Here is a 21,479-nt window from a genome sequence, read left to right as displayed (position 1 = left end):
CCCAGCCGGGTGACGCCCCATCAAGCGGCCGGCACCGGCTCCCGAAACCCCTGGCATGGGGGCCGCCGGGGCAGGAGCAGACGAGCAGGCCCGACGCGCGGCGGCGCACGTGGAGCGGCTCCGTCGCCAACCCACGACCGAGGACACGACAGCCCGCCTCGACGCCGCCGAACGACGCCACCACGCGTGGTCCGCCGGGGCCGAAGGCGAGCGCCTGGTCGCCGAGACCCTCGGGGAGCTTGAGGCCGAGGGATGGTTCGTCCTGCACGACGTCCACTGGCCCGGCCGCCCGAAGGCGAACCTCGACCACGTCGCGGTCGGTCCCGGCGGGGTCGTCGTCATCGACGCGAAGAACTGGTCGGGGCAGGTGACCGTCCGGGACGGTGTGCTGCGCAACGAGTCGTGGCGCAAGGACCGGGAACTGGAAGGGATCGCGAGCGCCGCCGCGGCCGTCGCCGCGCTGCTGGAACCGGCGGTCCGCTCGACGACACAGGGCCTGCTCTGCCTGGTCGCCCAGGACCAGCAGCCCCAGGCGACGACGTCCGGGGTCACCGTCGTGGGGCGCGCCCACCTCGTCGCCGTCGTGCGCGGGCTGGAACGTCGACTGGGGGCCGACGAGGTCGAGCGGATCGCGACCTTCCTGCGGGCCACCCTCGACGGTGCCCGCAGCCCCGTGCTCGTGACCACCGCCGACGTCGGCACCCCGACACCCGCACCCCACGAACCGCCCGCGCGAGCGAGGCGCCCGGTGGCGGCACGCCCCAGGCCGATCCCGCGGAGGACGCACCGCCGGCCCTCGTGGTCTCGGCGGCTGCTGCTCGTGCTCCTCACCCTGGCCATGGCGGGGCTCATCGGGTTCCTCGGGATGGTGGTCGGGCTGACGGTGCTCCAGGGGATGGCCGACAGCCTGGTCCCACCGCCGGCGGCGAGCAGCCCCTGACGGCTCACGGCCCGAGCAACGCCGCGGGCACCACTGCGATCCCGTCCCGTCGGCGGTAGGCCTCGGGGCCGGTCGTGACGACGACGGCGTCGAGCAGGTTCTCACCGAGCGCCCCTCGCAACCAGGTCAGGTGCTTCACGTCGGCGTCGGTCACCGCCCCGGCCACCTTCACCTCGAGGGCTACGACCTTGCCGTCGTTCCGCTCGATGATCAGGTCCACCTCGTGGTCCCCGCCGCGCAGACGAAGGTGCCCGGTCCGGGCTTCCGCCGCCTGCGCGTACACCCGCACGTCGAGCGTCACCAACGACTCGAACAGCTGGCCCAGCAACGTCGCCTCTCGCCCGGGCCGCCGGGCCGGCTCGGCACCCGCGAGCGCCGCGGCGTCGACGCCGAGCAGTCGTGCCGCGAAGGCCGGGTCGGCGAGGTGGTGCTTGGGTGCCGCCGCGAGGCGGGCGAGGTGGTTGCGGGACGGCGTCCAGGCGGGAACGGGGTCGAGGAACCACAACCGTTGGAGGATGTCCCGGTAGGCGGTGGTCGTGGTCTTGGCGGGCTTGTCGAGGTCTCCCGGAGTCGCCGCCTCGAGCAGGCGGTCGTACGCGGTCGACGTGGAAACGGCTGCGGCGTAGGCCGACATCCAGCGACGCAGCGGGGCGGGATTGCGAACGGCCCGTCCGAGGTCCGGGAAGTCGCGGTCGATGATGCTGTCCACGTAGCCGTCGAGCTGGGCTCGGCGGAGGCGCGGCGACAGCGCCCGCACAGCGGGTAGTCCCGAGCGACAGATCTCGTCGGCGTACTCGTCGATCCCGACGCCGGTCGCGCCGGCGACGTCGCCCCGTCGCCCCGTCGCCCCGTCAGGAGCTGCGCCAAGGAGACCGTCGGCCGCGCGACACCACGTTCGGACAGCGTCATGGGGCGCATTCGCAGGCGCACGATCCGACCGGCACCGCTGTGGACACCGGTGTTCCTGGGCACGGCCGACCCCGCGAGCAGGAACGATCCGGGCGCAGTTCCGTCGTCCACGGCCCGTCCCACCGCGTCCCAGGTCGGCGGGACTCGTTGCCACGCGTCGATGAGCACCGGGGGCTCGCCCCGGAGAACTCGGCCGGGGTCGGCCGCCACGAGATCGCGCTGGGCGGGGTCGTCCAACTGGACGACCGTCTCAGCGTGCTGGAGACCGGAGCGGGTCTTGCCGACGCCCTTCGCACCCTCGAGGGCGACTGCCGCCAAGCCCGCCAGGTACTTGGCGAGCTCCGCGTCGACGACGCGAGGCGAGTACCCGCCAGCAGCAGCCATGCAGCGACGCTAACCTTCCACTACTCATCTACGCTACTTTCTGGCGTTTTCCGACGCTACCTTCTGGCGGCGCGAGGAGCTACCTCCTGACGCTCGAGAACCGCGACTCGACGCGCCGCGGGTCGTAAGGTCGTCGCCACGACCACCACCGGACCAGCGGAGGCGAGCTCGACGTGCAGTACCAGCCCTTCGCCCACCTGGGGACGGAGCTGACGGAGACCTACCGGGCGGTCCTCGACGTCTTCGCGGAGGCCCGCGCCCGCTACGTCCTGCACCTGCGCCCCGAAGACGTCCTCGCCGAGCTCACCGGCCGGGACCCACTCGACCTGAACCGGGTGAGCACCGCCCTGGGACGCCTGGTCGACTGGGGAAACCTGCGTGCCGATCCGGACACCGCGCGGGTCGAGACGGTCGAGGACTTCCACCGGGCCCGGTTCCTGTACCAGCTCACCCCCGAGGGTCTCGCCGCCGAACGCGCCCTCCAGACCTACGACGAGAACCTGGGCCGACGGGGAGCTCTGCAGGCCGTCGCCCTCGGCGACATCGTCGAGCACCTGCGCGCTCTGGTCGTCCTGGCCGAGTCCGGCGAGCCCGATCCAGCGCAGGCCTCGGTGTTGCTCGCGGTGCTCGTGACCCGGCTGGAGTCGTTGGCGGACAACGCGTCGGTCTTCATGGGGTCGTTGCAAAGCTCGATCGACCTGCACGACGCCGACACCGACGCGTTCCTCGCCTACAAGGACCGCATCATCGACTACCTCGAACGGTTCCTCTCCGACCTCGTGACGATCGGCGCAGAGATCAGCGGGCTGGTCGCGCGGGCCGAGGACCTCGACGTGGACCGCCTGCTGGTGGCGGTCGCGGAACGTGAGGCCTCCGACGTGGCCCCGGGGACCGAGGACGACTCCGCACGCGCCGCGGAGCTGGCCCGGCTGACGCTGCTGTGGCGACAGCGGTGGCGCGGCCTGCACGACTGGTTCCGCGGAACGCGGTCGAGCCCGAGCCAGAAGGACCTCCTCCGGCGCAGAGCCCGTTCGGCGATCCCCCAACTGCTGCGGGCCGTCGCCGTCCTCAACGAACGCCGCACCGGCCGCTCGGACCGTTCGGCCGACTTCCGCCGGCTCGCGGTGTGGTTCGCCGAGGCGCCGGACGACGCCGCCCGGCACCGGTTGTGGCGCGCCGCCTTCGGGGTGAGCCCGGCACGCCACCTCAGCATCGACACCGACTCGCTGACCGCCCGCGACGAGCAGCCCGTGCCGTCGAGCACCCCGTGGGCGCAGGCTCCACCGTTGCAGATCAGTCCTCAGTTCCGTCGCACCGGACACCACGAACGCCGCGGTCGCATCGCACAGGTCGCCGACCGGTCCCTCGCCCGCCGGCACCTGGCCGAGCAGGCCGACGCCGAGGTGGCCCAACTCGCGGCTGCCCGCGCGGAACTCCTACGCAGCGGAGCCACCCGGCTCTCGGAACTTCCCGAACTCTCCACCCCGGCCTTCGGGTTGTTCCTCGGCCTGCTCGGGCAGGCCGTCACCGCCCGGCACGCCGACCGGCGGTCCGCCCCGGTCCGGGCGACGTCCGCCGACGGTTCGCTGGACATCGTCCTGACCCCCGTCGCCGAGGCCGGGAGGACCACCGTGAGAACTCCGGACGGCGCCTTCACGATCGACGACTGCCTCCTGGTGATCGTCGACAACGACGAAGCACCGGACGGTGCGGCGTGAGCGAGCGACTCAGCCGACGGCTGGAACTCGACCGCAGCAGCGAACGCCGCAGGGCGGCCCGGACCCTGCTGGCGAACCCCCTGCTGTTGCCCCGGGGACCCCAGGCCGACGAGTTCGTCCTCGTGCGCCGGCACGCCGACCACCTGCGGAGGTGGTTCGACCGGGAGACCGGGTGGCGGCTGCGGGTGGAACCGGAACTCGCCCGGCTGGAGAAGGTCCCGGCCGATGCGACGGACGGGACACGGCCCGCGCTGGACCGCCAGGGCCGTCCGCTGACCCGACGCCGCTACGTCCTGCTCTGTCTCGCGCTGGCCGCCCTGGAACGCTCCGAGGCCCAGACGACCCTCGGCCAACTGGCGGAGGAGGTCCTGCTCATGGTCACCGACGAGGAGTTCAGCAGCGTCGGTCTGACGTTCAGTCTCGAGACGCGCGACGAACGTGGGGACCTGGTCGCCGTGGTCCGGGCCCTCCTCGCCCTGGGCGTGCTCAGCCGCATCAGCGGGGACGAGGACGCCTTCGTCGCGAGCGGTGGTGACGTCCTCTACGACGTGGACCGGCACGTGCTGGCCGCGCTGCTGGTGGCACCGCGGGGGCCGTCGTTGCTCGCCGAGGTGGCACCCGAGGACCGGTTGACCGAACTCCTCGCCACCACGCCACCCCTCACCGACGACGCCCGCAACCACGCACTGCGGCAACGTCTCACGCGCCGATTGCTGGACGACCCGGTCCTGCTGGCGGCTGAACTGGACGCCGACGAGCGGGCCTACCTCCTCAGCCAGCGGCGCGCCCTCGTGGACCGCGTCGAGGAGTTCACCGGACTGCGCGCGGAGATCCGGGCCGAGGGGGTCGCCATGGTGGATCCTGCAGACGACCTCACCGACCTCCGGATGCCGGAGGACGGGACCGACGGGCACGTGGCCCTGCTGGTCGCCGAGCGGCTGCTGGACGCCGACCCCGACGCCGTCCCCGTGCGGGTGCTGCACGCGATGGTCGCGTCGCAAGCGAGCCGGTACGCCGCCTACTGGCGCAAGGACGCCCGACTGGCGGGGGCGGAGGTGGGCCTCGTCACCATCGCGGTCGACCGTCTCGAGGCACTGCACCTCGCCCGACGCGAGACCGACGCCGTCCGCGCCCTCCCCCCGCTGCACCGCTACGCACTGACCCCGGCCGGACCCCTCGGAGGCTCGACACCGTGAACCTGCCCGTCCCGCACCTCGATCGCTGGCAACCGCTGCGGCTCGGTCTCGTCGACCTGTACCACTACGACACCGAGGAGTTCTGGTTCCACGACGGCCGTCTCCTGCTGCGCGGCAACAACGGAGCGGGCAAGTCGAAAGTGCTCGCGTTGACGCTCCCGTTCCTGCTGGACGGGGATACCTCGCCCTACCGCGTCGAGCCCGACGGTGACCGGAAGAAGCACATGGAGTGGAACCTGCTCCTCGGGGGAGCCCACGAGAACTCCGAACGGACCGGGTACGCGTGGCTGGAGTTCGGCCGGCTCGACGCCGAGACCGGCCCGGAGTTCTTCGGGATCGGCTGCGGGATGAAGGCCGTCCGCGGTCGCAGCGGCGTCACGACGTGGTTCTTCACGACCTCCCGGCGCATCGGCGCGGAGCTCTCGCTGATCAGCCCGTCCCGCACAGCCTTGGCCAAGGCCCGCCTCGCCGAGGCCATCGGAGCGACGGGCACCGTCCACGACACCGCCAAGGGCTACCGCAAGCAGCTCGACGAGAAGCTGTTCCGGCTCGGTGAGGACCGGTACGCCGCTCTGGTGGACCTGCTGATCCAGCTGCGCCGACCGCAACTGACGAAGGAACCGGACGAAGCGCTGACGTCGGCCGCGCTCACCGAAGCGCTGCCCCCGATCGACGGGGGCATCCTCGCCGACGTCGCGGAGGCGTTCCGCGCGCTGGAGGAGGACCGCCGGGACCTCGAGGCGGTGGTCGAGGCCCGCGACGCCGCCGGCCGGTTCCTCGAGCACTACCACCGCTACGCGTGCACGGCAGCCCGCCGCCGCGCCGAGGCCCCCCGGCTGGCCCAGTCCGCCTACGAGGAGGTCCGTCGACAGCTGGGCCTGGCGCACGCGCAACGGCAAGAGGCCGAAACTGCCGTCCGAAGGGCCGAGACCACGCTCGAGGAACTCGACCTGGAACTGCAGCGCCTGCAGGCCCGGGAGAAGGCCCTGCAGGACAGTGACGACGCGCGGGCCGCGACAGACCTCCAGCAGGTCGCGGCCGCCGCGACGCGGGCACGTGAGGCAGCCCGGACCTCAGCCGAGCTGCACGATCAGGCGCTGGCCCGGGAACGCACCGCCGAGCGGGAGCTGGAGGACGCACGCACCGAGCACGACCGGGCCGCCACCGAGACCAGCGCGGCCGCTCACGACGTGCTGACCGCCGCGACCGCCGCCGGCCTGCCGACCGACGACCTCGAGGCGACCGACCCTGCCACGGTGCGCACCCGCGCGGAGCGCGAGACCGCGCGGCGTGCCGGGCAGGTGCGTCACGTCTCCGCCCTGCTCGACGAGGTCGCCTCCCTCGAGCGTGAACACCGACGGCTGCAGACCCAACTCGACCGGGAGGAGGCCGCCGCCGCCAGACTGCAGGAGCGTCTCGCCCTCGCGCGGGCCGACGTCGCCACCCGCGCCGCCGAGCACGTCGCCGACCTGCGCGCGCACCTCGCGTCGACGTCGCAACTCCGCGTCGACGACCTGGAAGGTCTGCTCTCCCGGACCCAGGTCTGGACCGAGTCGATGACCGGTGCCTCGCCGGCCCGCACGGCCGTCACCACAGCGGTCGAACGGCGCAGTCGGACGCTGGGGGGCCGCGACGCGGACCTGAGGAGTGCGCAGAGGGCGCGGAGCGACGCCATCGACACCCTGGAGGCCGAACGCGGACGACTCCTCGCCGGAGAGGACAGCTCGCCCCCCGCGGCGCGGTTCCGCGGGTCCGGCCGCGACCGTGACGGAGCACCCTTGTGGCGCCTGGTCGACTTCCGGGAGGACCTGACGGCCCTCGAGCGAGCGGGTCTCGAGGGAGCCCTGGAGGCCTCCGGGTTGCTCGACGGCTGGGTGTCCCCCGCGGGCGACCTCACCAGCCCGGACGGAGAGGCGCTGCTGGTGCCCACCACCGGGCGACCGCGACGATCCCTGGCGGATCTGCTGCGTCCGGCCGTGGACCGCGAGGAACCTCGGGCGGCGACGGTCTCCGACCCCACCCTCACGACCCTGCTCGAGTGCATCGGGACGGGCGAGGGCGAGGTGCGGGCCGACGTCGACGGCAGCTACCAGCTCGGGGTCCTGACGGGGCGGTGGTCGAAACCCGAGGCGGAGTTCCTGGGTCGGGGCGCCCGGGAAGCGGCGCGCCGCCGACGCCTGCGCGAGATCGACGAAGAGACCCGGCTCCTGCAGTCCGAGGTCGCCGCGCTCCAGGAGCAGATCACCGAGGTCGAGGAGCACCTGCGCGTCCTCGGCGTCGAACTCGCGGAGGTTCCCGACGAAGGCCCCCTGCGGAGTGCCCACTCGCTGGTCCTCACGCTGAGCACCGCGGTGACCGAAGCGGAGGAGCAGCTCGAACGCGATCGCGCGGACGTGACCGCGGCCCGGGAACGGGCCCTCTCCCGCCGCGCGGGCGGCGAGGACGACGCCGGACAACTCGGGCTGCCGTTCACCAGCGAGGGCCTCCAGGAGGTCACCGGGGCCCTGGCGGAGTTCCGGCTGGCCGTCGCCGGCTACGTCCCGGCCCGCGTCCGCCTGCAGCTCGCCACGACTCGGGTGAGCACGACGTCGGGCGCCGCGCAGCTGCGGCAGGAGGAGTCGAGAGCCGCGCAGCGGGAACTGGCAACCCGACGCGGCGAGGAGGCCGCCGCCGCCGAACGCTTCACCACACTCGAGGCCACGGTGGGTTCGGCCGTTCAGGAACTCCGCCGGCGCCTCGGGGAGGTGGAGACGGCCCGTAGGAAGGCCCGGGACAGTGAACGCACCACCCGTTCCCGCCTCACGACGACGACCGAGGCGCTCGGTCACGCGAAGGGGGAGATCGTGCGCCTCGACCTCGACCTCGCCCAGGAGACCGAACGACGCGCGACGGCCGCCGAGAGCCTGTACCGGTTCGCCTGCACGGGTGTCCTCGCTGTCGCCCTCCCCGGGCTGGAGATCCCGGACACCGCAGTGGTGTGGGCCCCGGACCCCACCGTCCGTCTGGCGCGCCAGGTCGAACAGGCCCTCGAGATCCCCTTCGACGACAACGCCTGGCGCCGGGTGCAGCAGACCGTGACGGAGGAGGTGAAACCCCTCGCCGACACGCTCTCCCGTCACGGGCACTCGGCGGAACTCAACCTGTCCGAGGACGTCGTCCGCGTCGAGGTCCGCTACGCCGGACGACCCAGGACCGTGCCGGCGCTGCGCGATGAACTCGTCGCCGACGCGGAGCAGCGTCGACAACTCCTCGACGCGCGGGAACGCGAGGTCCTGGAGAACCACCTCGTCGCCGAGGTCGCGAGCGCCCTGCAGGAACTCATCGGAGCCGCCGACCGCCAGGTCAACGACATGAACGCCGAACTGGAACGCCGCCCCACGAGCACCGGCATGCGGTTGCGGATGCAGTGGCGTGTCGTCGAGGACGGTCCCGCGGGTCTCACCCAGGCGCGGGAACGGCTGTTGCGGCAGAGCGCCGATGCCTGGTCGCTCTCCGACCAGTCCGCGGTCGGAGCCTTCCTCAAGGACCGCATCGACGCCGTGCGCGCCGACCGCGAAGGGGTCGGCACGTGGCTGGAACACCTCACGACCGCGTTGGACTACCGGTCGTGGCACCGGTTCGTCGTGCAGCGCTACCAAAACGGGCAGTGGCGGCCCGCGTCCGGCCCCGCGTCGGGCGGGGAGAAGGTGCTCGCCGCCAGCGTTCCCCTCTTCGCCGCGGCCTCGGCGCACTACCGCTCGGCAGGCAACCCGCACGCGCCCCGGATCATCACCCTCGACGAAGCCTTCGCCGGCGTGGACGACACCGCGCGGGCCGACTACCTCGGGTTGCTGGCCGAGTTCGACCTCGACGTCGTCATGACCAGCGAACGAGAGTGGGCGTGCTACCCGCAGGTGCCGGGGATCGCGATCAGCAACGTCTCCCGTCGGGAGGGCGTCGACGCCGTCCTCGTCACCTCCTACCGGTGGGACGGGCGTCGCAAGCAGCGGGTCGCACGCCCGGTCAGTCAGGAACTGCCGGTCGTCGCGCCCCGGACCGGCGTTCCGGACCAGGAGGGCCTGTTCCCGTGAGCGATGCCCGGCTGGAGCGGCTGCTGGGTGGACCCCACACCCGCTGGCTGGTCGACCGGGTGCGGCGCCGCCTCGCGGCGGGGAGCACGACGCAGGGCACCGTCACCCTCCCTCGAGCCTCGGCCGAGCAGCGGGCTGCGCTCGAGACCCTGCTGGGTCGCCCGGCAGGACGCGGTCGGTCTCTGAGCGTCCGCCTGGAGGACGTCGACGCGGTGCTGCGCACTGCCGGTCTCCCCGGCCTCGCCACGGCCGTCGAGACCTTGACGGGTCCGGTGCAGATCCGGGCGCACCTGCTCGCCGAGCGGGCGAGCGCGTGGGACGAACTCGTCGCCCCGCTCGACCAGGTGTGCGCGGTGGAGCGGTGGGCCGACTGGTGGGCCGCCACCCGCGATGCCAGCCCCCTCCGGCGAACGCTGGCCGCGCAGACGGACGCCGCAGGGTTCACCGCGTCCCTCGCCGCGGTCCTCGACGCACTCCCCGGTCGTGACGAGGCACTCGGAGCCTTCGCGCAGCGGACGTGCCACAACCCGCACGCGCTCGACGACGGCCCGCTGGCCGACCTCGTCCTCGCCGCCGGCGCCCGCTGGCACGACCTGGAGCGCCCCGTCTCGGCAGCGGGACGTCGGGCCCTGTGGGCTCGGCTCGGCGTGGTCCGCGACGAACTCTCCTCCACCGTCCTCAGCCTCGGCCTGCCCGGCGACGGGACACCCACGGGCCGGGCGCTCACCGCCTGGCGGGACACCGGGACCCCGGTGGTGCTGACCCTGCGCCACCTCGCCCGGTCCCCCCTCGAGTTCCCCGACCTCGCGGGGGTCACCGTCCACGTCTGCGAGAACCCCGTCGTCGTCGCGGCTGCCGCGGACGAGCTGGCGGCCGGGGCCCCTCCCCTGGTGTGCACGTCAGGGCGCCCCGGCGCAGCGGTCGTCGCACTGCTGCGCGCCGTCCTCGCCTGCGGTGGCCGACTGGCCCACCACGGCGACTTCGACTGGGGCGGGATGGCGATCGCCAGGACCGTGATGGAACTCGGCCCGGCGGAGCCGTGGCGGCTCGACGCCGACAGCTACCGTTCGGCCGTCCACCAGCACGTCGGGCGACCGCTCCGCGGACGGGCCGTCGCGACCCCGTGGGACCCGGAACTCCGTGAAGCGATGGAGGAGAACGGGTCCGGGGTCGACGAGGAGGCCGTTCTCCCCGAACTGCTCACCGATCTCCGCCGGGCCCACCGCCCGTGATCCGCAGGAACGCCCCCACTCGGCCCGCCCGTCGGGACTCGAGGGCAGGTGGTCCCAGCGCGCGGGACAGCGCCACGTCGAGCCGGCGGTCGGGGGCGCGAACACCTCGACGAGCACAGCCCGGAATCCTCCTGCGCGACGTGCAACAGGTCCTGAACGCGGAGCCGTTCCAGCCCGGCGGTCTCGCTCCCGGCACCGCCCGCACATCCGCACCTCGACGGAACCCGGCCGCTCGCGCTGGGTCTCGAGCAACCGCACCAGTCGCTCGGTGCGGATCAGGAACACGGGAACGAGTTCGCCGACGCGTCGCGAGACCCGCTGCCCGGATCCGTGGGCGAGGTGCACCTCCGGTTGCACCGGGATTCCCGTCCGCTCGAGCAGGTGCGCGTAGGCGGCGAGTTGGAGCAGCGCCGTCACCCGTTCGGCATCGCTTCCCGGGAGGCGGGATCCAACGCCATCAGCGCCGCAGCGCTGTCGTAGGCGTCCGGGACGGTCCAGCGTTCGCACGCCGGCCCACCAGCCGAACCGGTCCACGTACCCGGCGAGGAGGCACTGTTCGTGCGCGTCACCGACCGCGGCGACCACGAGGTCGAAGGCCGGGTGCACGAGCGAGCCGTCGTCGAGCACGAACCCCGGACGGCGCTCCGGGCGAGGCTTCAGTTCACTCCGCCGCGTCGTCGACGCCGTCCCCCGCCGCGAGCTGCTCCCGGAGTTTCCGCAGCGTGGTCACCCCCGCGCGATCGGTGGACCAGAACCACCAACCGTTCAGGGCGTGCCCGGCCACGGCCTTGGCCGCACCCGACAGGGTCTCGAACGCGACACCGTCGACGACGATCCACCCCTCGGCCCGGACCCGGGCTTCGTGCTCACGCTCCGCACGGCGAGCGTAGATCGGCTGGTCCGGCTGCAGCAGACCGGCCTGCAACAGGTCGCGGACCGAGATGTGCGCCAGGTCGGTGCTGCCGAGGTCGGGACGGACGGCGTGGCCGGCGGGTGCGGGCCAGACCTGGAGCAGTCGTCCGGTCAGTTCGTCGGTCCGCACGTCGATCACCGTCTCGTCCCAGCCGTCCTCGCCGGCCTCGCGAACACGCCGGTTCAGCATGAGGACGTCGTGGGCGTTGAGAGCCTCGCGCTTCCCGCCGGTCCCGAGCCACGGACCGTTGGAGACCTTGCTGTTCAGGCTGCCCGTGACCAGGGTCAGGTTCCCGAGGACGTGGACGTGCTCGGTCCGGCGCTGCTTCGCGACGGGGTTGTCCCCGATGCTCCAGTTCGTCTCCCACGTCTGCGGCAGGACGTGCTCGATCGCCAGCTTGTTCCGGCCCACGCGGGAATCGGCGAAACGCTTGGCCCCGGGGATGCCATAGCCGCGCGCGTGGTCCTCGACCGCCTCGAGCACCATGCGCAGCCGGCCGCGTCGCAGACGCCGGTAGACCGGCGAGGTCCGCAGCTGATCACGGACCTCGGCGTCCGGTGGCCAGTACGTCCCGGACGACGTCTGCTGCGCCAGGACGCGTGTCGTCACGGAGCCGGCCTCCGACCGCGGGGAGTTCCTCAGCACCTGCAAGAGCTCCGCCACCAACCGCGCGTACCCGGCGGTGCTGAGCCGCAGCAGCGATCTGCGCACGGCCCAGCTCTCCACCGACCCCAGGAGTTCGTCGAGCTGGTCCCCGGGGATCGGCTCCTGGTCCGGATCCAGCGCCCACAGCAGGACCGCGCGGACGCTTTCCTGGTTCAACGCGCCCGTGCGGTAGACGAACAACCCCAGCCGGTCGAGGTCTCCGTCGTACCGCTGGCCGCTCACGATGAACTCGCGGTACACGACGGCCGAGGCGTGGAGCCGCGGGAGGAGGTCCGTCATCGCCTCGCTGGCCTCGACCTGGGCGTAGTGCTTGAAGCGGGTGAAGACCTGTCGCGGCGGCACCTCTTCGGCCACCCGCGCGGTCAGCCACTGGGTGAGGAACACGGACGATCGGGGTTGCGGTGTCGTCCCGACGGTGACCTCCTTCTCCCAGAACGGGGTCTCGAACTGCCGCCAGAACTTCTCGTACATCGTCTGCGCCTGGCTCGGGGTGGCGTCGAGCCGCTGGAACACGAAGTTCTTCACCAGGTCGGCTGCCGACAGCGGAGTGCCGCGGGCGTTGAGGGTCTCGAAGATCTCCTGGGCGTCTTCGTCGACGCCGAGCTGGATGACGACGAGCTGCAGCTTGGTCCGCAGGACGTGGGTCAGCGCCGTCGCCCGCCGAACGGCGTCCTCGTCCCCGATCCACTCCTCGGCGACGTCGCGGAACCAGGTGTGTGCCGCCGCCACCTGCTGCTGCCCCACCGCCGGGCCCGTGTGTCCGGTGCCCGTCATGGCGGCGACGAACGCGTCGCGGTCGCGGTTCGTGGGCCACACCTTGAACCGGTCGTGCTCGACCCCACGGAAGGGCGCGTCGTTCTCGACGAGCGTGCGCAACTGGTCGGCGGCCTGGTGCGCGCCGGCCTCGAGGGCGACGGAACGGACGGCGTCGAGCAGCAGCTGCAACGTCGTGAGCCGTTGTTGCCCGTCGATCACCGTGAGGTTCGGGATGCCACCGACGACGTACGGGCGGCTCTGCAGGACGACCGCCCCCAGGAAGTGCGGCACGGTGTCCGGACCGTTCAGAGCGAGTTCGGCCAGCCGCCGGACGTCGGCCCAGAGGGGTGCCCACTGTCCTTCGCGGGTCCAGACGTACGGCCGCTGGAACAGCGGTACGTCGAGGCGCTGGGGCGCGTAGAACACCTCGTGGGGTGTCCGGACGATCGTCTCCACGTGATCATCCTGCCGCGCGACCGAGCAGCCGCCACCGTGTCGGGTGTCGCCGGCCCACGACGGCCGGGAAGCGCAGCTCGACCGACGTGAGCCGACCGCGGAGCGGCCTCAGCCGTGTCCCACCTCGAGGGCCTCCTGGAACGCCGCCGCGACGCGCAGGACGTCGAGCACGGTCTCCGCGGTGACCTCCCCCGGCGAGGCGTCGAACCAGGTGTCCTCCGTCGTGCCCCGGTTCAGCTCCCGACACCGCTGAGCCTCCGCAGGGGTGAGCTCCACGGCGGACCTGTCGAAGTCGAGCACCCCGCGCAGCGCGTCGGCGCCGGGGCCGGTGTGCCGGGCGAGGACGTCCGCTGCGGCGTCCAACCAGCCGTGCTCTTCCGGGACGGACGACTCGAGCTCATCAAGCACCACCTCGTGGAGCAGCATGAACGCCTCCCACACCGCCGGCACCGTCTGCTCGTGTTCGTCGTAGGGCAACGCCAGCGCCCGCTCCACGAGACGGCGGGCCCGCGCTTCGTCGGTGTTCAGGCAGTCGAACGCCTTGCGCAGCAGGTTGCCGGCGGCCGACGACAACCGGGTGCTCTCTGCGGCTCCGGCAGCACTGCCACCGACGGCGAGGCCGAAGGCGCTGGAGAAGGGGTCCACGGTGGCGTCCGACACGGACGTCAGGGTAGCCAATCGCACTGGGCCTCAGGACACGCACCGACGCCGTGCCGCGATCCAGGTCAGCGGTGCACGGTCGGGTTCCGGGGTTCGCAGGCCGCCTGTCGGAGCACGTGCGGGTTGTGCACGGGAGTCGCCCGCGGAACTCCTGCGCAACCTGTCCGACTACGCCCCCCGCAGGTCCAACGGCAGTTCCGCCGCCGCTCCGTCGACCAACCGCACCGGGATCCCCCAGTCCTGCTGGTACAGGTGGCACGCCGCGAACTCCGGCACCTCCCCGGTCTCCGGGTCCCCGTCGCACGCGGCCGCCTGGACGCTCACGTGCAGCACCCCGTTCTCGACCCCGGGAGCGAACTCCAGCGTCCGCGACAACCCCTCGAAGGAACCCGCTCCGGAGACCAGGAGCTCCGGCGGGGTCGAGGCGACGGTGAGGCGGGTCGGGTCGCCCCAGCGGTCGTCGAGCTTCTGCCCGGTCGGCGGGGTGAAGGAGACCGAGAGGGAGACCACGCCGGGTGCGAGGTCGGTCGGGGGCCGCTGCACGCGGTGGGCGGACCCGTCGACCCGCACGCTCGCGGGAGCGAGTTCCCGGGTCAGGCGGTGCGCGGAACTCTCCACCACCACCAACGTGTCGCCGTCGACGAGGACGTCGGAGGGTTCCACGAGGTCCCGCACGAGCGTCGAGACCTCGCCCGTCGCCGGGTCGAACCGGCGCAGCGCGCCGTTGTAGGTGTCGGCGACGAGGATCGATCCGTCGTCGGCGACCGCGACGCCCAACGGGTGCTGCAGCAACGCCTCCGCGGCGGGACCGTCGCGGAACCCGAAGTCGAACAACCCCTGCCCGACGTGGGTCTCCACGACGTAGCCCGAACCCGCGACGGCGGCGACGTTCGCCATCCGGTCGTCGGAGACCACGGGAACGGAACGGTCCACCGAACCACTGCGCCGCAGCGACCGGAGCGCGGACGTCTCGGCGTCCACCAGCCACACCGTCGAGCCGTCGGGCGACACCGCGAGGCCGGAGGTCTGCGCGAACCAGGCCTCCTCGGCCGGGCCGTCCTTGATGCCTTCCGCGGTGGTCCCGGCGAGGACCCGCACGACCGACGTGAGCGGGTCGAACGCCCACAACTGGTGCACCCCGGCCATCGCGATCACGACCTGACCGTCGAACCACGCGACGTCCCACGGCGTCGAGAGGGCCTGTTCCAGCGCGGGCCCGCCACCCTCGCGGCGTCGGAGCTGGGAACCGGTCCCCGCCACGGTGACCACGGAACCCGTCGAGAGCGACAGACCGCGCAACGCGTGGTTCACGCTGTCCGCGACGACCACGTCGTACCCCACCTGCTCCGCGACCTCGGGCGGCAGCACGACCGCCCCCTGGGGTTCCGCGAACGTGTCGGGGGTGAACCCGCGAGCGCCGGTCCCGAACCGGCGACGTTCGGTCTCCAGGTCCGCGTCGAGCTCGACGAGCTGGTGGTGACCGGTGTCGACGACGAGGGCCCCGCCGTCGGGCAGCCGCACGACCCGCGACGGGAACCGCAACGCGGACCCCGCGGGCGCCGGTGGCACGTACGGGCTGTCGCCCCGGCGCAACGTCCCGGCGGCCTCGTGCTCGGCGACGAGCTCGGAGACCAGGACGTCCAACCCGTGGGCGTGCCCCTCCCCGGACATCGACGCGACGACGTAGCCGGTGGGGTCGACGACGACGAGCGTCGGCCAGGCACGGGCCGCGTAGGCCTGCCAGGTCGTGAGCTGGGGGTCGTCGAGCACCGGGTGGTGGACGGCGTAGCGGTCGACGGCCGCGTCCAGCGTCGCGGGCTCGGCCTCGTGGGCGAACTTCGGCGAGTGCACCCCGACGGTCACGAGGACGTCGGCGAACTTCTCCTCCAGCGGCCGCAGCTCGTCGAGGACGTGCAGGCAGTTCACGCAGCAGCTCGTCCAGAAGTCCAGCAGGACGATCTTGCCGCGCAGGTCGGCCAGCGACAGGTCGCCCTCGGTGTTGAGCCAACGGCGGCCCACCAGCTGCGGGGCACGGACACGGGGACGACGGACGGGCGTGCTGGTCACGGGTCCATCGTGCCCCACACGGTCCTGCGGACCACGAGGCGATCACCGGTGAGTGCACCCCCTGCGCCACCCGGGCGAACGGAGACGCCCATCCGAGTGACTCGGCTCCGCGCCGCCGCCCGTCGCGCCGAAGCAGGGGTGTGACCACTTCCCAGAACGCCCTCGCCGCCGACGGACACCTCCGGACCACCGTCGAGACCGCGTGAGCTGAGTCTTCCTCGGGCACAGCCCGCCGCCTAGCCTGGCCGGCGTGCCCCACCTCCCCACGAACCGCCGATCCGGGACGGGAGCCTCCTCGTGAGGATCGTCGCCGCCGACGTCGTCGTCACCAGCCCGGGCCGGAACTTCGTCACCCTGAAGCTCACCACCGACGAGGGTCTCACCGGGCTCGGTGACGCCACCCTCAACGGCCGCGAACAGGCGGTCGTCGCCTACCTGCGCGAGCACGTCGTCCCATTGCTGCTGGGCACCGACCCGCACCGCATCGAGGACACCTGGCAGTCGTTGTACCGGGGCGCGTACTGGCGGCGCGGGCCGGTGACGATGGCGGCCATCGCCGCGGTCGACGTCGCGCTGTGGGACGTCAAGGCCAAGGTCGCGGGTCTGCCGCTGTACCAACTGCTCGGTGGCGCCTCCCGGGAACGGGTCCGCACCTACGGCCACGCCAACGGTCGCGACGTCCCGGAACTCCTCGACTCCGTCCGCGCGCGCCGGGCCGAGGGGTACCAGGCGGTGCGGGTGCAGACCGGGGTGCCCGGGCTGCGGACGGTCTACGGCGTGCACACCGGCGAGGCCATCGCTCGCCCGACGCACCGTGCGCTCCCGGTCGTCGAGGACTGGGACACCCCGGCGTACCTGCGGCACCTGCCGAGCGTCCTCGAGGCGGTGCGGAACGAGTTCGGTCCGGAACTCCCGCTGCTGCACGACGCCCACCACCGCCTCACCCCGGTGCAGGCCGCCAAGCTCGGCAAGGACGTCGAGCGCTACGACCTGTTCTGGCTCGAGGACTGCACCCCCGCGGAGAACCAGGAGGGTTTCCGCACCGTCCGCCGGCACACGACGACCCCGCTGGCCGTCGGGGAGGTGTTCAACTCCGTCCACGACTACCAGACCCTCATCACCGAGCAGCTCATCGACTACGCCCGGTCCGCGGTGACGCACTTCGGCGGGATCTCACCGCTGAAGAAGCTCTTCGACTTCGCCGCGGTGTACCAGGTCAAGAGCGCCGTCCACGGCCCCGAGGACATCTCCCCCGTCGGGACGGCGGCCGCGATCCACCTCGACCTCGCGATCCACAACTTCGGGATCCAGGAGTACTCCGGGCACACCGACCTCACGAACGAGGTGTTCCGGCACGCCTACACGTTCACCGACGGACACCTGCACCCCGGTGACGCGCCGGGGATCGGGGTCGAGCTCGACGAGGAACTGGCCGCCGCGCACCCCTACGAGGCCGCCTACCTGCCCGTGAACCGGCTCGCGGACGGGACCGTGCACGACTGGTGAGACCACCGGCGGAACTCGTGGCCCGGCACGTGCAACACGGAGCCCTCCTCGCGCGTCTCCTCGTCGGAACCCGGACCACCGGGTCCCGAGGCAGACCTTCGAGAACTGGACACCGAGATGACCACCCACCGTCCGCAGCACGAGACGTCGACCGACCGGACCGCGCAGGGCACCCGCCTGCGGCGCACCGTTCGCCTCGCCCTCGCCACCGCGGCGCTCGCCGCGTGCGGACTGGCCGTCCTCACCCACGCCGAGGCGGCACCGACCACCCCGAAGACCACGACCGTTGCGGTGCAGACCGTCGCGTTCACCCAGACGTCGCTGAAGGCCGGCGCACGCGGGCCCGAGGTCCTCGCGCTGCAGCAGCGGCTGGCCGGCCTGAACTACTGGCTGGGCACCCCGGACGGCAGTTTCGGGGAGAACACGAAGCAGGCCGTGATGGCCCTGCAGGGGGCGGCCGGCCTCACCCGCGACGGTGTCGTCGGACCCGCCACCCGGGCCGCCCTGGCACGCGGCGCGCAGCCCGCGGTCGGGGTCCGCACCGGTCACGTCGTCGAGGTCGACCGTGGGGCGGGAACCCTCACCGTCGCCGACGACGGCCGCATCGCCGCGATCTTCCACACCTCGACCGGTACCTACCAGACGTACCGCTCACCGAGTGGTCACACGGACCTCGCGGACACCCCCGCGGGGAGCTTCCACGTCTACCGCAGCGTCGACGGGATCCGGAACGCGGAACTCGGACGGCTCTACCGGCCGCGCTACTTCGACCCCAGCCAGGGGATCGCGGTGCACGGGGCGGCCAGCGTCCCGGGTTACCCGGCCTCGCACGGTTGCGCGCGCGTCACGAACGCGGCGATGGACGTGATCTGGTCGCGCGACCTCATGCCGCAGGGGTCGCTCGTCGTCGTGCGCTGACTCAGACGCCGACGGTCACCGCAGCGGGGGTGAGCCCGGCGCGGTCCTCGTCGGTCCAGTCCTCGCTCAGCCCGAGGGCCTCGCGGTGCTGGACCCAGGACAGGACCTCGGTGCGCGGGGTGTTCCCGTCCAGGCACCAGTGGCTGATCGTGCGCCCACGCCACGGGGTCCCGGTGCTCTTGCCGACGAAACCGGCGACCTTGCCGCGGGCGCGCAGGGCGCTCAGCGCCATCGCGATCCGACCGGACGCGGTGTTGGAGGTCGGACCGAACATCGTGTGACCGGCTTCGGCGACGTGCTTGGCGAAGACCTCGGGGGCGCGCTCACGCAGGCGGGCCTCGACCACGCCGAACTCCAGCCAGGGGCCGCCGACCTCGAAGACCTGCGACAAGGGTTCGAGGAGGTCGGCGGTCACGCCGCCGTTCTCCACCCGGGCGGCCGTGCGCCGCACGGTCCGGGTGGACTCGATCGCGGGGTAGACGGTGAAGACCCAGGGACCGGTACCGCCGTGGTCGTCGAGGCAGGTGTGGATCACACCGCCGTCAGGGGCGCTCATGGGCAGCTGCATCTGCGCGTCGTCCTGGCAGTTGGTGCAGAACATGAAGTCGGCCACGGATGGGCTCCTCGCCTCATCGAGCGCTGCACGAGGTGCAGAAGAGCCGACGAACTCGCCCCCGGCGCGCCGACCGGACCGCCGGACAGCGGCTTCGTTGGAGGGGCGTCCGCCCCCACCATCGCACGGAAGCCGCCCCCCGACGAGCACGGCTCACCTCACGGCAGGCGCAGCCAACCCCGCAGCCGAGCACGGATCCGACCGGACCGGGACAGCGGAGCGACCCCCCGCGGCGTGACCACCGGCAGCCGCACGCGCTGCTCCGCGGCCGTGACGAGCGCCTCCCGCAGCACCTCGACCAGGACCCGGGTGTCGTCCTCGGCGTCGTGGGCGCGCAACTGCTGCACACCCCAGTGCCGGGCGAGCGTCGCGAGCTTCAGGTTCTCCACCGGGAGGTCGAGGCGCTGCGCCAGCTTCCACGTGCACAGCCGTTCCCGGACCGGGAGGTCCACACCGGCGGACCGCATCTCGGCGGTCACGAACTTCCAGTCGAACCGGGCGTTGTGGGCCACGAAGACCCGCCCGGCCAGGAGTTGGGCGACCTGCGGCGCGATCTCGCCGAAGGTGGGGGCGCCGACGAGCCGTTCGGCGGTGATGCCGTGCACGTGGGTGGGTCCGGGATCGCGCTGCGGGTCGACCAGCGTCGACCAGCTCCGTTCGACGACCCCGTGGTGGTCCAGCAGCGTCACGGCGATCTGGACGACCCTGTCCCCCGCGTCCGGGCGCAGACCCGTCGTCTCGACGTCCAGCACGGCGTAGCGGTGCCGGTAGCGCCGGGTGACCGCGCGGGGGAAGCGCGCGGTGGGGTCGATGACGGTCATCGGGTCTCTCCTTGCCTGTCGAACAGGACAGACGATGACAGAGGGGTCCGACACGACCCCGGACGGGCGAGGCGTTGCGTTCGAACGGCTTCCGAACGTGGGGGCGGTCGGTCACGGGTACGACGAGCCGGTGCCCGACGGAGGCCCCGCCGGGAGCGCGGCGCTCAGCAGCGGGTCCTGACCGACGCGATCTCGGCGCCGACGCTCACAACCACTTCTTCGCCTTGAGGACGGCGTACAACGCCGTGCAGATGCTGACGATGACCGCGAGCACGACGAAGTAGCCGTAGCGGGTCGACAGTTCGGGCATGTTGTCGAAGTTCATCCCGTAGATGCCGGCGATCGCGGTGGGAACGAGGGCGATCGCCGCCCACGCCGAGATCCGGCGCATGTCCTCGTTCTGCTGTGCGGCGACGCGGCTCTGACGGACGCTGACCTGGGCCAGGTGCGCCTGGAGGACGTCGGTGAGGAGACGGTCGTACCCGTCGATGGCGTCCGCGGCCCGCAGGAGGTGGTCCAGGACGTCCCGGTAGGTGGCCGAACGCTGACGCTGCTCCTCGTGGCCGGGAACCTCGCCGGGGACGAACGCCTCTCCTTCGACGAGCCGCTGGAGGGGTGCGCACAGGGGGACGACGGCGCGCTTGAACTCCAGCACCTCCCGCTTGAGCTTGTAGATGCGTTCGGCGTGCTCGTCGTCGGCGCCGCCGAAGACCCGTTCCTCGATGTCCTCGACGTCCACGGCGATGCCGTCGACCGCGTCGAGGTAACCGTCGACGACGCGGTCCACCAGGCGGTAGAGGACCGAGGCCGGACCCACCGGCTCCGAGGCCAGGAGGTCGACGTCGGCCCGGACGTCGGCGACGACGGTGGAGTCACCGTGGCGAACGGTGACGACGAAGTTCCGGCCGAGGAAGAGGGCGATCTCGCTGACGTCGACCACCTCGTCGTGGTCGACGTAGCGGACGGGTTTCAGCACCGCGAAGCTCTGGCCGCCGTAGCGCTCGAACTTGGGCCGCTGGTGCGCGTTCACGGCGTCCTCCACCGCCAGCGCCGGCAGGTCGAAGATCGACGTGAGCCGGTGGACGTCGGCCGCCGAGGCGGCGTTCAACCCGATCCAGACGAAGCCGCCGGAGGACTGCGCCTGCTGCAGGGCCTGCGTCACGTCGTGCACGACCTGCGGCGCCGTCCCGGGGCGGTAGAGCTTGCAGGCCACGACCGGCAGCGCCGCCAGCGACGCACCGGCCTCCGGGGCGTGCCGGGTGGCGTCGTCGGTCGGGTGTCGGTGCGCTCTGGCCACGGGCCCAGTGTCGGTCCCCCCGCCGGCCCGGTGGACGAGCTCGCGCAGTGGGGGCCGTCAAGATGCCGTCAAGATCCGGGGACGGGCGTCAAGAGGGCGTCAGGACCGCCCTGATCACGGTGTCGCGGGTGCTTCTCTGATCGAGCACACACGTGCCCCACACACCTTCTCTGGAGTCCCCGTGCTGGATGTCGGCTTCACCGCCCTCACGCTCGTCCTGGCCCTCGCCGCGACCCTCCTGGTCCGCGCGCTGGAGCGCCGATGAGCCTCGAGGGGGCCACCGGACTCGTCCTGTCGGTCCTCGTCGCCGGATACCTGCTCTACGCGCTGCTGCGCCCCGAGAAGTTCTGACGGGAA

General features: G+C 72.5%; 15 protein-coding genes and 1 pseudogene. 8 read left to right on the top strand and 8 right to left on the bottom strand.

The window, feature by feature from the left end:
* Positions 1-55: 55 nt before the first annotated feature.
* Positions 56-940 (top strand): nuclease-related domain-containing protein, encoded by an 885-nt coding sequence (locus SJY07_RS14410; RefSeq protein ID WP_380160020.1) that lies wholly within the window; start codon positions 56-58, stop codon positions 938-940.
* A gap of 4 nt (positions 941-944) precedes the next feature.
* On the opposite strand, the gene SJY07_RS14405 is transcribed toward SJY07_RS14410, so the two are convergent.
* Complete coding sequence (locus SJY07_RS14405; protein ID WP_380160018.1) at positions 945-1,649, bottom strand: ATP-binding protein; 705 nt, start codon at positions 1,647-1,649, stop codon at positions 945-947.
* Positions 1,650-1,894: 245 nt separating this feature from the next.
* A pseudogene (locus SJY07_RS14400) lies at positions 1,895-2,233 on the bottom strand (AAA family ATPase); the annotation flags it as partial.
* A gap of 173 nt (positions 2,234-2,406) precedes the next feature.
* On the opposite strand from SJY07_RS14400, the gene SJY07_RS14395 reads away from it, so the two are divergent.
* Genes SJY07_RS14395 through SJY07_RS14380 form a run of 4 tightly spaced genes read left to right on the top strand, consistent with a single transcriptional unit; the run spans position 2,407 to position 10,449 of the window.
* Positions 2,407-3,951: a TIGR02677 family protein gene (locus tag SJY07_RS14395; protein ID WP_380160016.1), complete on the top strand. Its 1,545-nt coding sequence runs from the start codon at positions 2,407-2,409 to the stop codon at positions 3,949-3,951.
* A complete protein-coding gene (locus SJY07_RS14390; protein ID WP_328293555.1) occupies positions 3,948-5,147 on the top strand; it encodes a TIGR02678 family protein in 1,200 nt (399 codons plus the stop codon). Before SJY07_RS14395 ends, SJY07_RS14390 begins: the two co-directional genes overlap by 4 nt.
* Positions 5,144-9,217: a TIGR02680 family protein gene (locus SJY07_RS14385; protein WP_380160014.1), complete on the top strand. Its 4,074-nt coding sequence runs from the start codon at positions 5,144-5,146 to the stop codon at positions 9,215-9,217. Before SJY07_RS14390 ends, SJY07_RS14385 begins: the two co-directional genes overlap by 4 nt.
* The gene (locus tag SJY07_RS14380) at positions 9,214-10,449 is read left to right on the top strand and encodes a TIGR02679 family protein (RefSeq protein ID WP_328293557.1); all 1,236 of its coding nucleotides are present in this window, start codon (positions 9,214-9,216) and stop codon (positions 10,447-10,449) included. The genes SJY07_RS14385 and SJY07_RS14380 overlap by 4 nt, the downstream gene beginning before the upstream one ends.
* A 661-nt stretch (positions 10,450-11,110) precedes the next feature.
* Here the strand turns inward: SJY07_RS14380 and SJY07_RS14375 are convergent.
* The 3 genes from SJY07_RS14375 to SJY07_RS14365 form a co-directional block, all read right to left on the bottom strand.
* The gene (locus SJY07_RS14375) at positions 11,111-13,240 is read right to left on the bottom strand and encodes a DUF262 domain-containing protein (protein WP_328293558.1); all 2,130 of its coding nucleotides are present in this window, start codon (positions 13,238-13,240) and stop codon (positions 11,111-11,113) included.
* A gap of 108 nt (positions 13,241-13,348) precedes the next feature.
* A complete protein-coding gene (locus tag SJY07_RS14370; RefSeq protein WP_328293559.1) occupies positions 13,349-13,900 on the bottom strand; it encodes a hypothetical protein in 552 nt (183 codons plus the stop codon).
* A 168-nt stretch (positions 13,901-14,068) separates the two neighbouring features.
* Positions 14,069-15,967 carry an NHL domain-containing thioredoxin family protein gene (locus tag SJY07_RS14365; RefSeq protein ID WP_328293560.1) on the bottom strand — a complete coding sequence of 633 codons (1,899 nt, stop codon included), beginning with the start codon at positions 15,965-15,967 and terminating at the stop codon, positions 14,069-14,071.
* 297 nt (positions 15,968-16,264) lie between these two features.
* Here SJY07_RS14365 and manD point away from each other — a divergent pair, with 297 nt between their 5' ends.
* Both manD and SJY07_RS14355 read left to right on the top strand, forming a co-directional pair.
* The gene (manD, locus tag SJY07_RS14360; RefSeq protein ID WP_328293561.1) at positions 16,265-17,473 is read left to right on the top strand and encodes a D-mannonate dehydratase ManD; all 1,209 of its coding nucleotides are present in this window, start codon (positions 16,265-16,267) and stop codon (positions 17,471-17,473) included.
* Between the two features lie 117 nt (positions 17,474-17,590).
* Positions 17,591-18,391, top strand: coding sequence for a L,D-transpeptidase family protein (locus SJY07_RS14355; RefSeq protein ID WP_328293562.1), 801 nt, complete (start codon positions 17,591-17,593; stop codon positions 18,389-18,391).
* Between the two features lies 1 nt (position 18,392).
* Here the strand turns inward: SJY07_RS14355 and SJY07_RS14350 are convergent, their stop codons facing one another.
* From SJY07_RS14350 to SJY07_RS14340, 3 genes are all read right to left on the bottom strand, one after another.
* Positions 18,393-19,004: a hypothetical protein gene (locus SJY07_RS14350; RefSeq protein WP_380160009.1), complete on the bottom strand. Its 612-nt coding sequence runs from the start codon at positions 19,002-19,004 to the stop codon at positions 18,393-18,395.
* Between the two features lie 158 nt (positions 19,005-19,162).
* Positions 19,163-19,825 carry an exonuclease domain-containing protein gene (locus tag SJY07_RS14345; RefSeq protein WP_328293564.1) on the bottom strand — a complete coding sequence of 221 codons (663 nt, stop codon included), beginning with the start codon at positions 19,823-19,825 and terminating at the stop codon, positions 19,163-19,165.
* A 205-nt stretch (positions 19,826-20,030) separates the two neighbouring features.
* Positions 20,031-21,122, bottom strand: coding sequence for a magnesium and cobalt transport protein CorA (locus SJY07_RS14340; protein WP_328293565.1), 1,092 nt, complete (start codon positions 21,120-21,122; stop codon positions 20,031-20,033).
* A gap of 261 nt (positions 21,123-21,383) precedes the next feature.
* On the opposite strand from SJY07_RS14340, the gene kdpF reads away from it, so the two are divergent.
* Entirely contained in the window at positions 21,384-21,473 is a 90-nt protein-coding gene (kdpF, locus tag SJY07_RS14335; protein WP_328293566.1) for a K(+)-transporting ATPase subunit F, read from the top strand.
* Positions 21,474-21,479: the final 6 nt, after the last annotated feature.

The organism is Kineococcus sp. R86509, assembly GCF_042466365.1.
Classification (GTDB): domain Bacteria; phylum Actinomycetota; class Actinomycetes; order Actinomycetales; family Kineococcaceae; genus Kineococcus.
The sequence above is the reverse complement of the archived record's forward strand: the minus strand, read 5'-3'. Positions and strand labels throughout refer to the sequence as shown.

Coding starts and splice junctions, on each gene's coding strand:
- SJY07_RS14410 (WP_380160020.1), top strand. CDS start 56: ATGGGGGCCGCCGGGGCAGGAGCAGACGAGCAGGCCCGACGCGCGGCG.
- SJY07_RS14355 (WP_328293562.1), top strand. CDS start 17,591: ATGACCACCCACCGTCCGCAGCACGAGACGTCGACCGACCGGACCGCG.
- SJY07_RS14345 (WP_328293564.1), bottom strand. CDS start 19,825: ATGACCGTCATCGACCCCACCGCGCGCTTCCCCCGCGCGGTCACCCGG.
- kdpF (WP_328293566.1), top strand. CDS start 21,384: ATGAGCCTCGAGGGGGCCACCGGACTCGTCCTGTCGGTCCTCGTCGCC.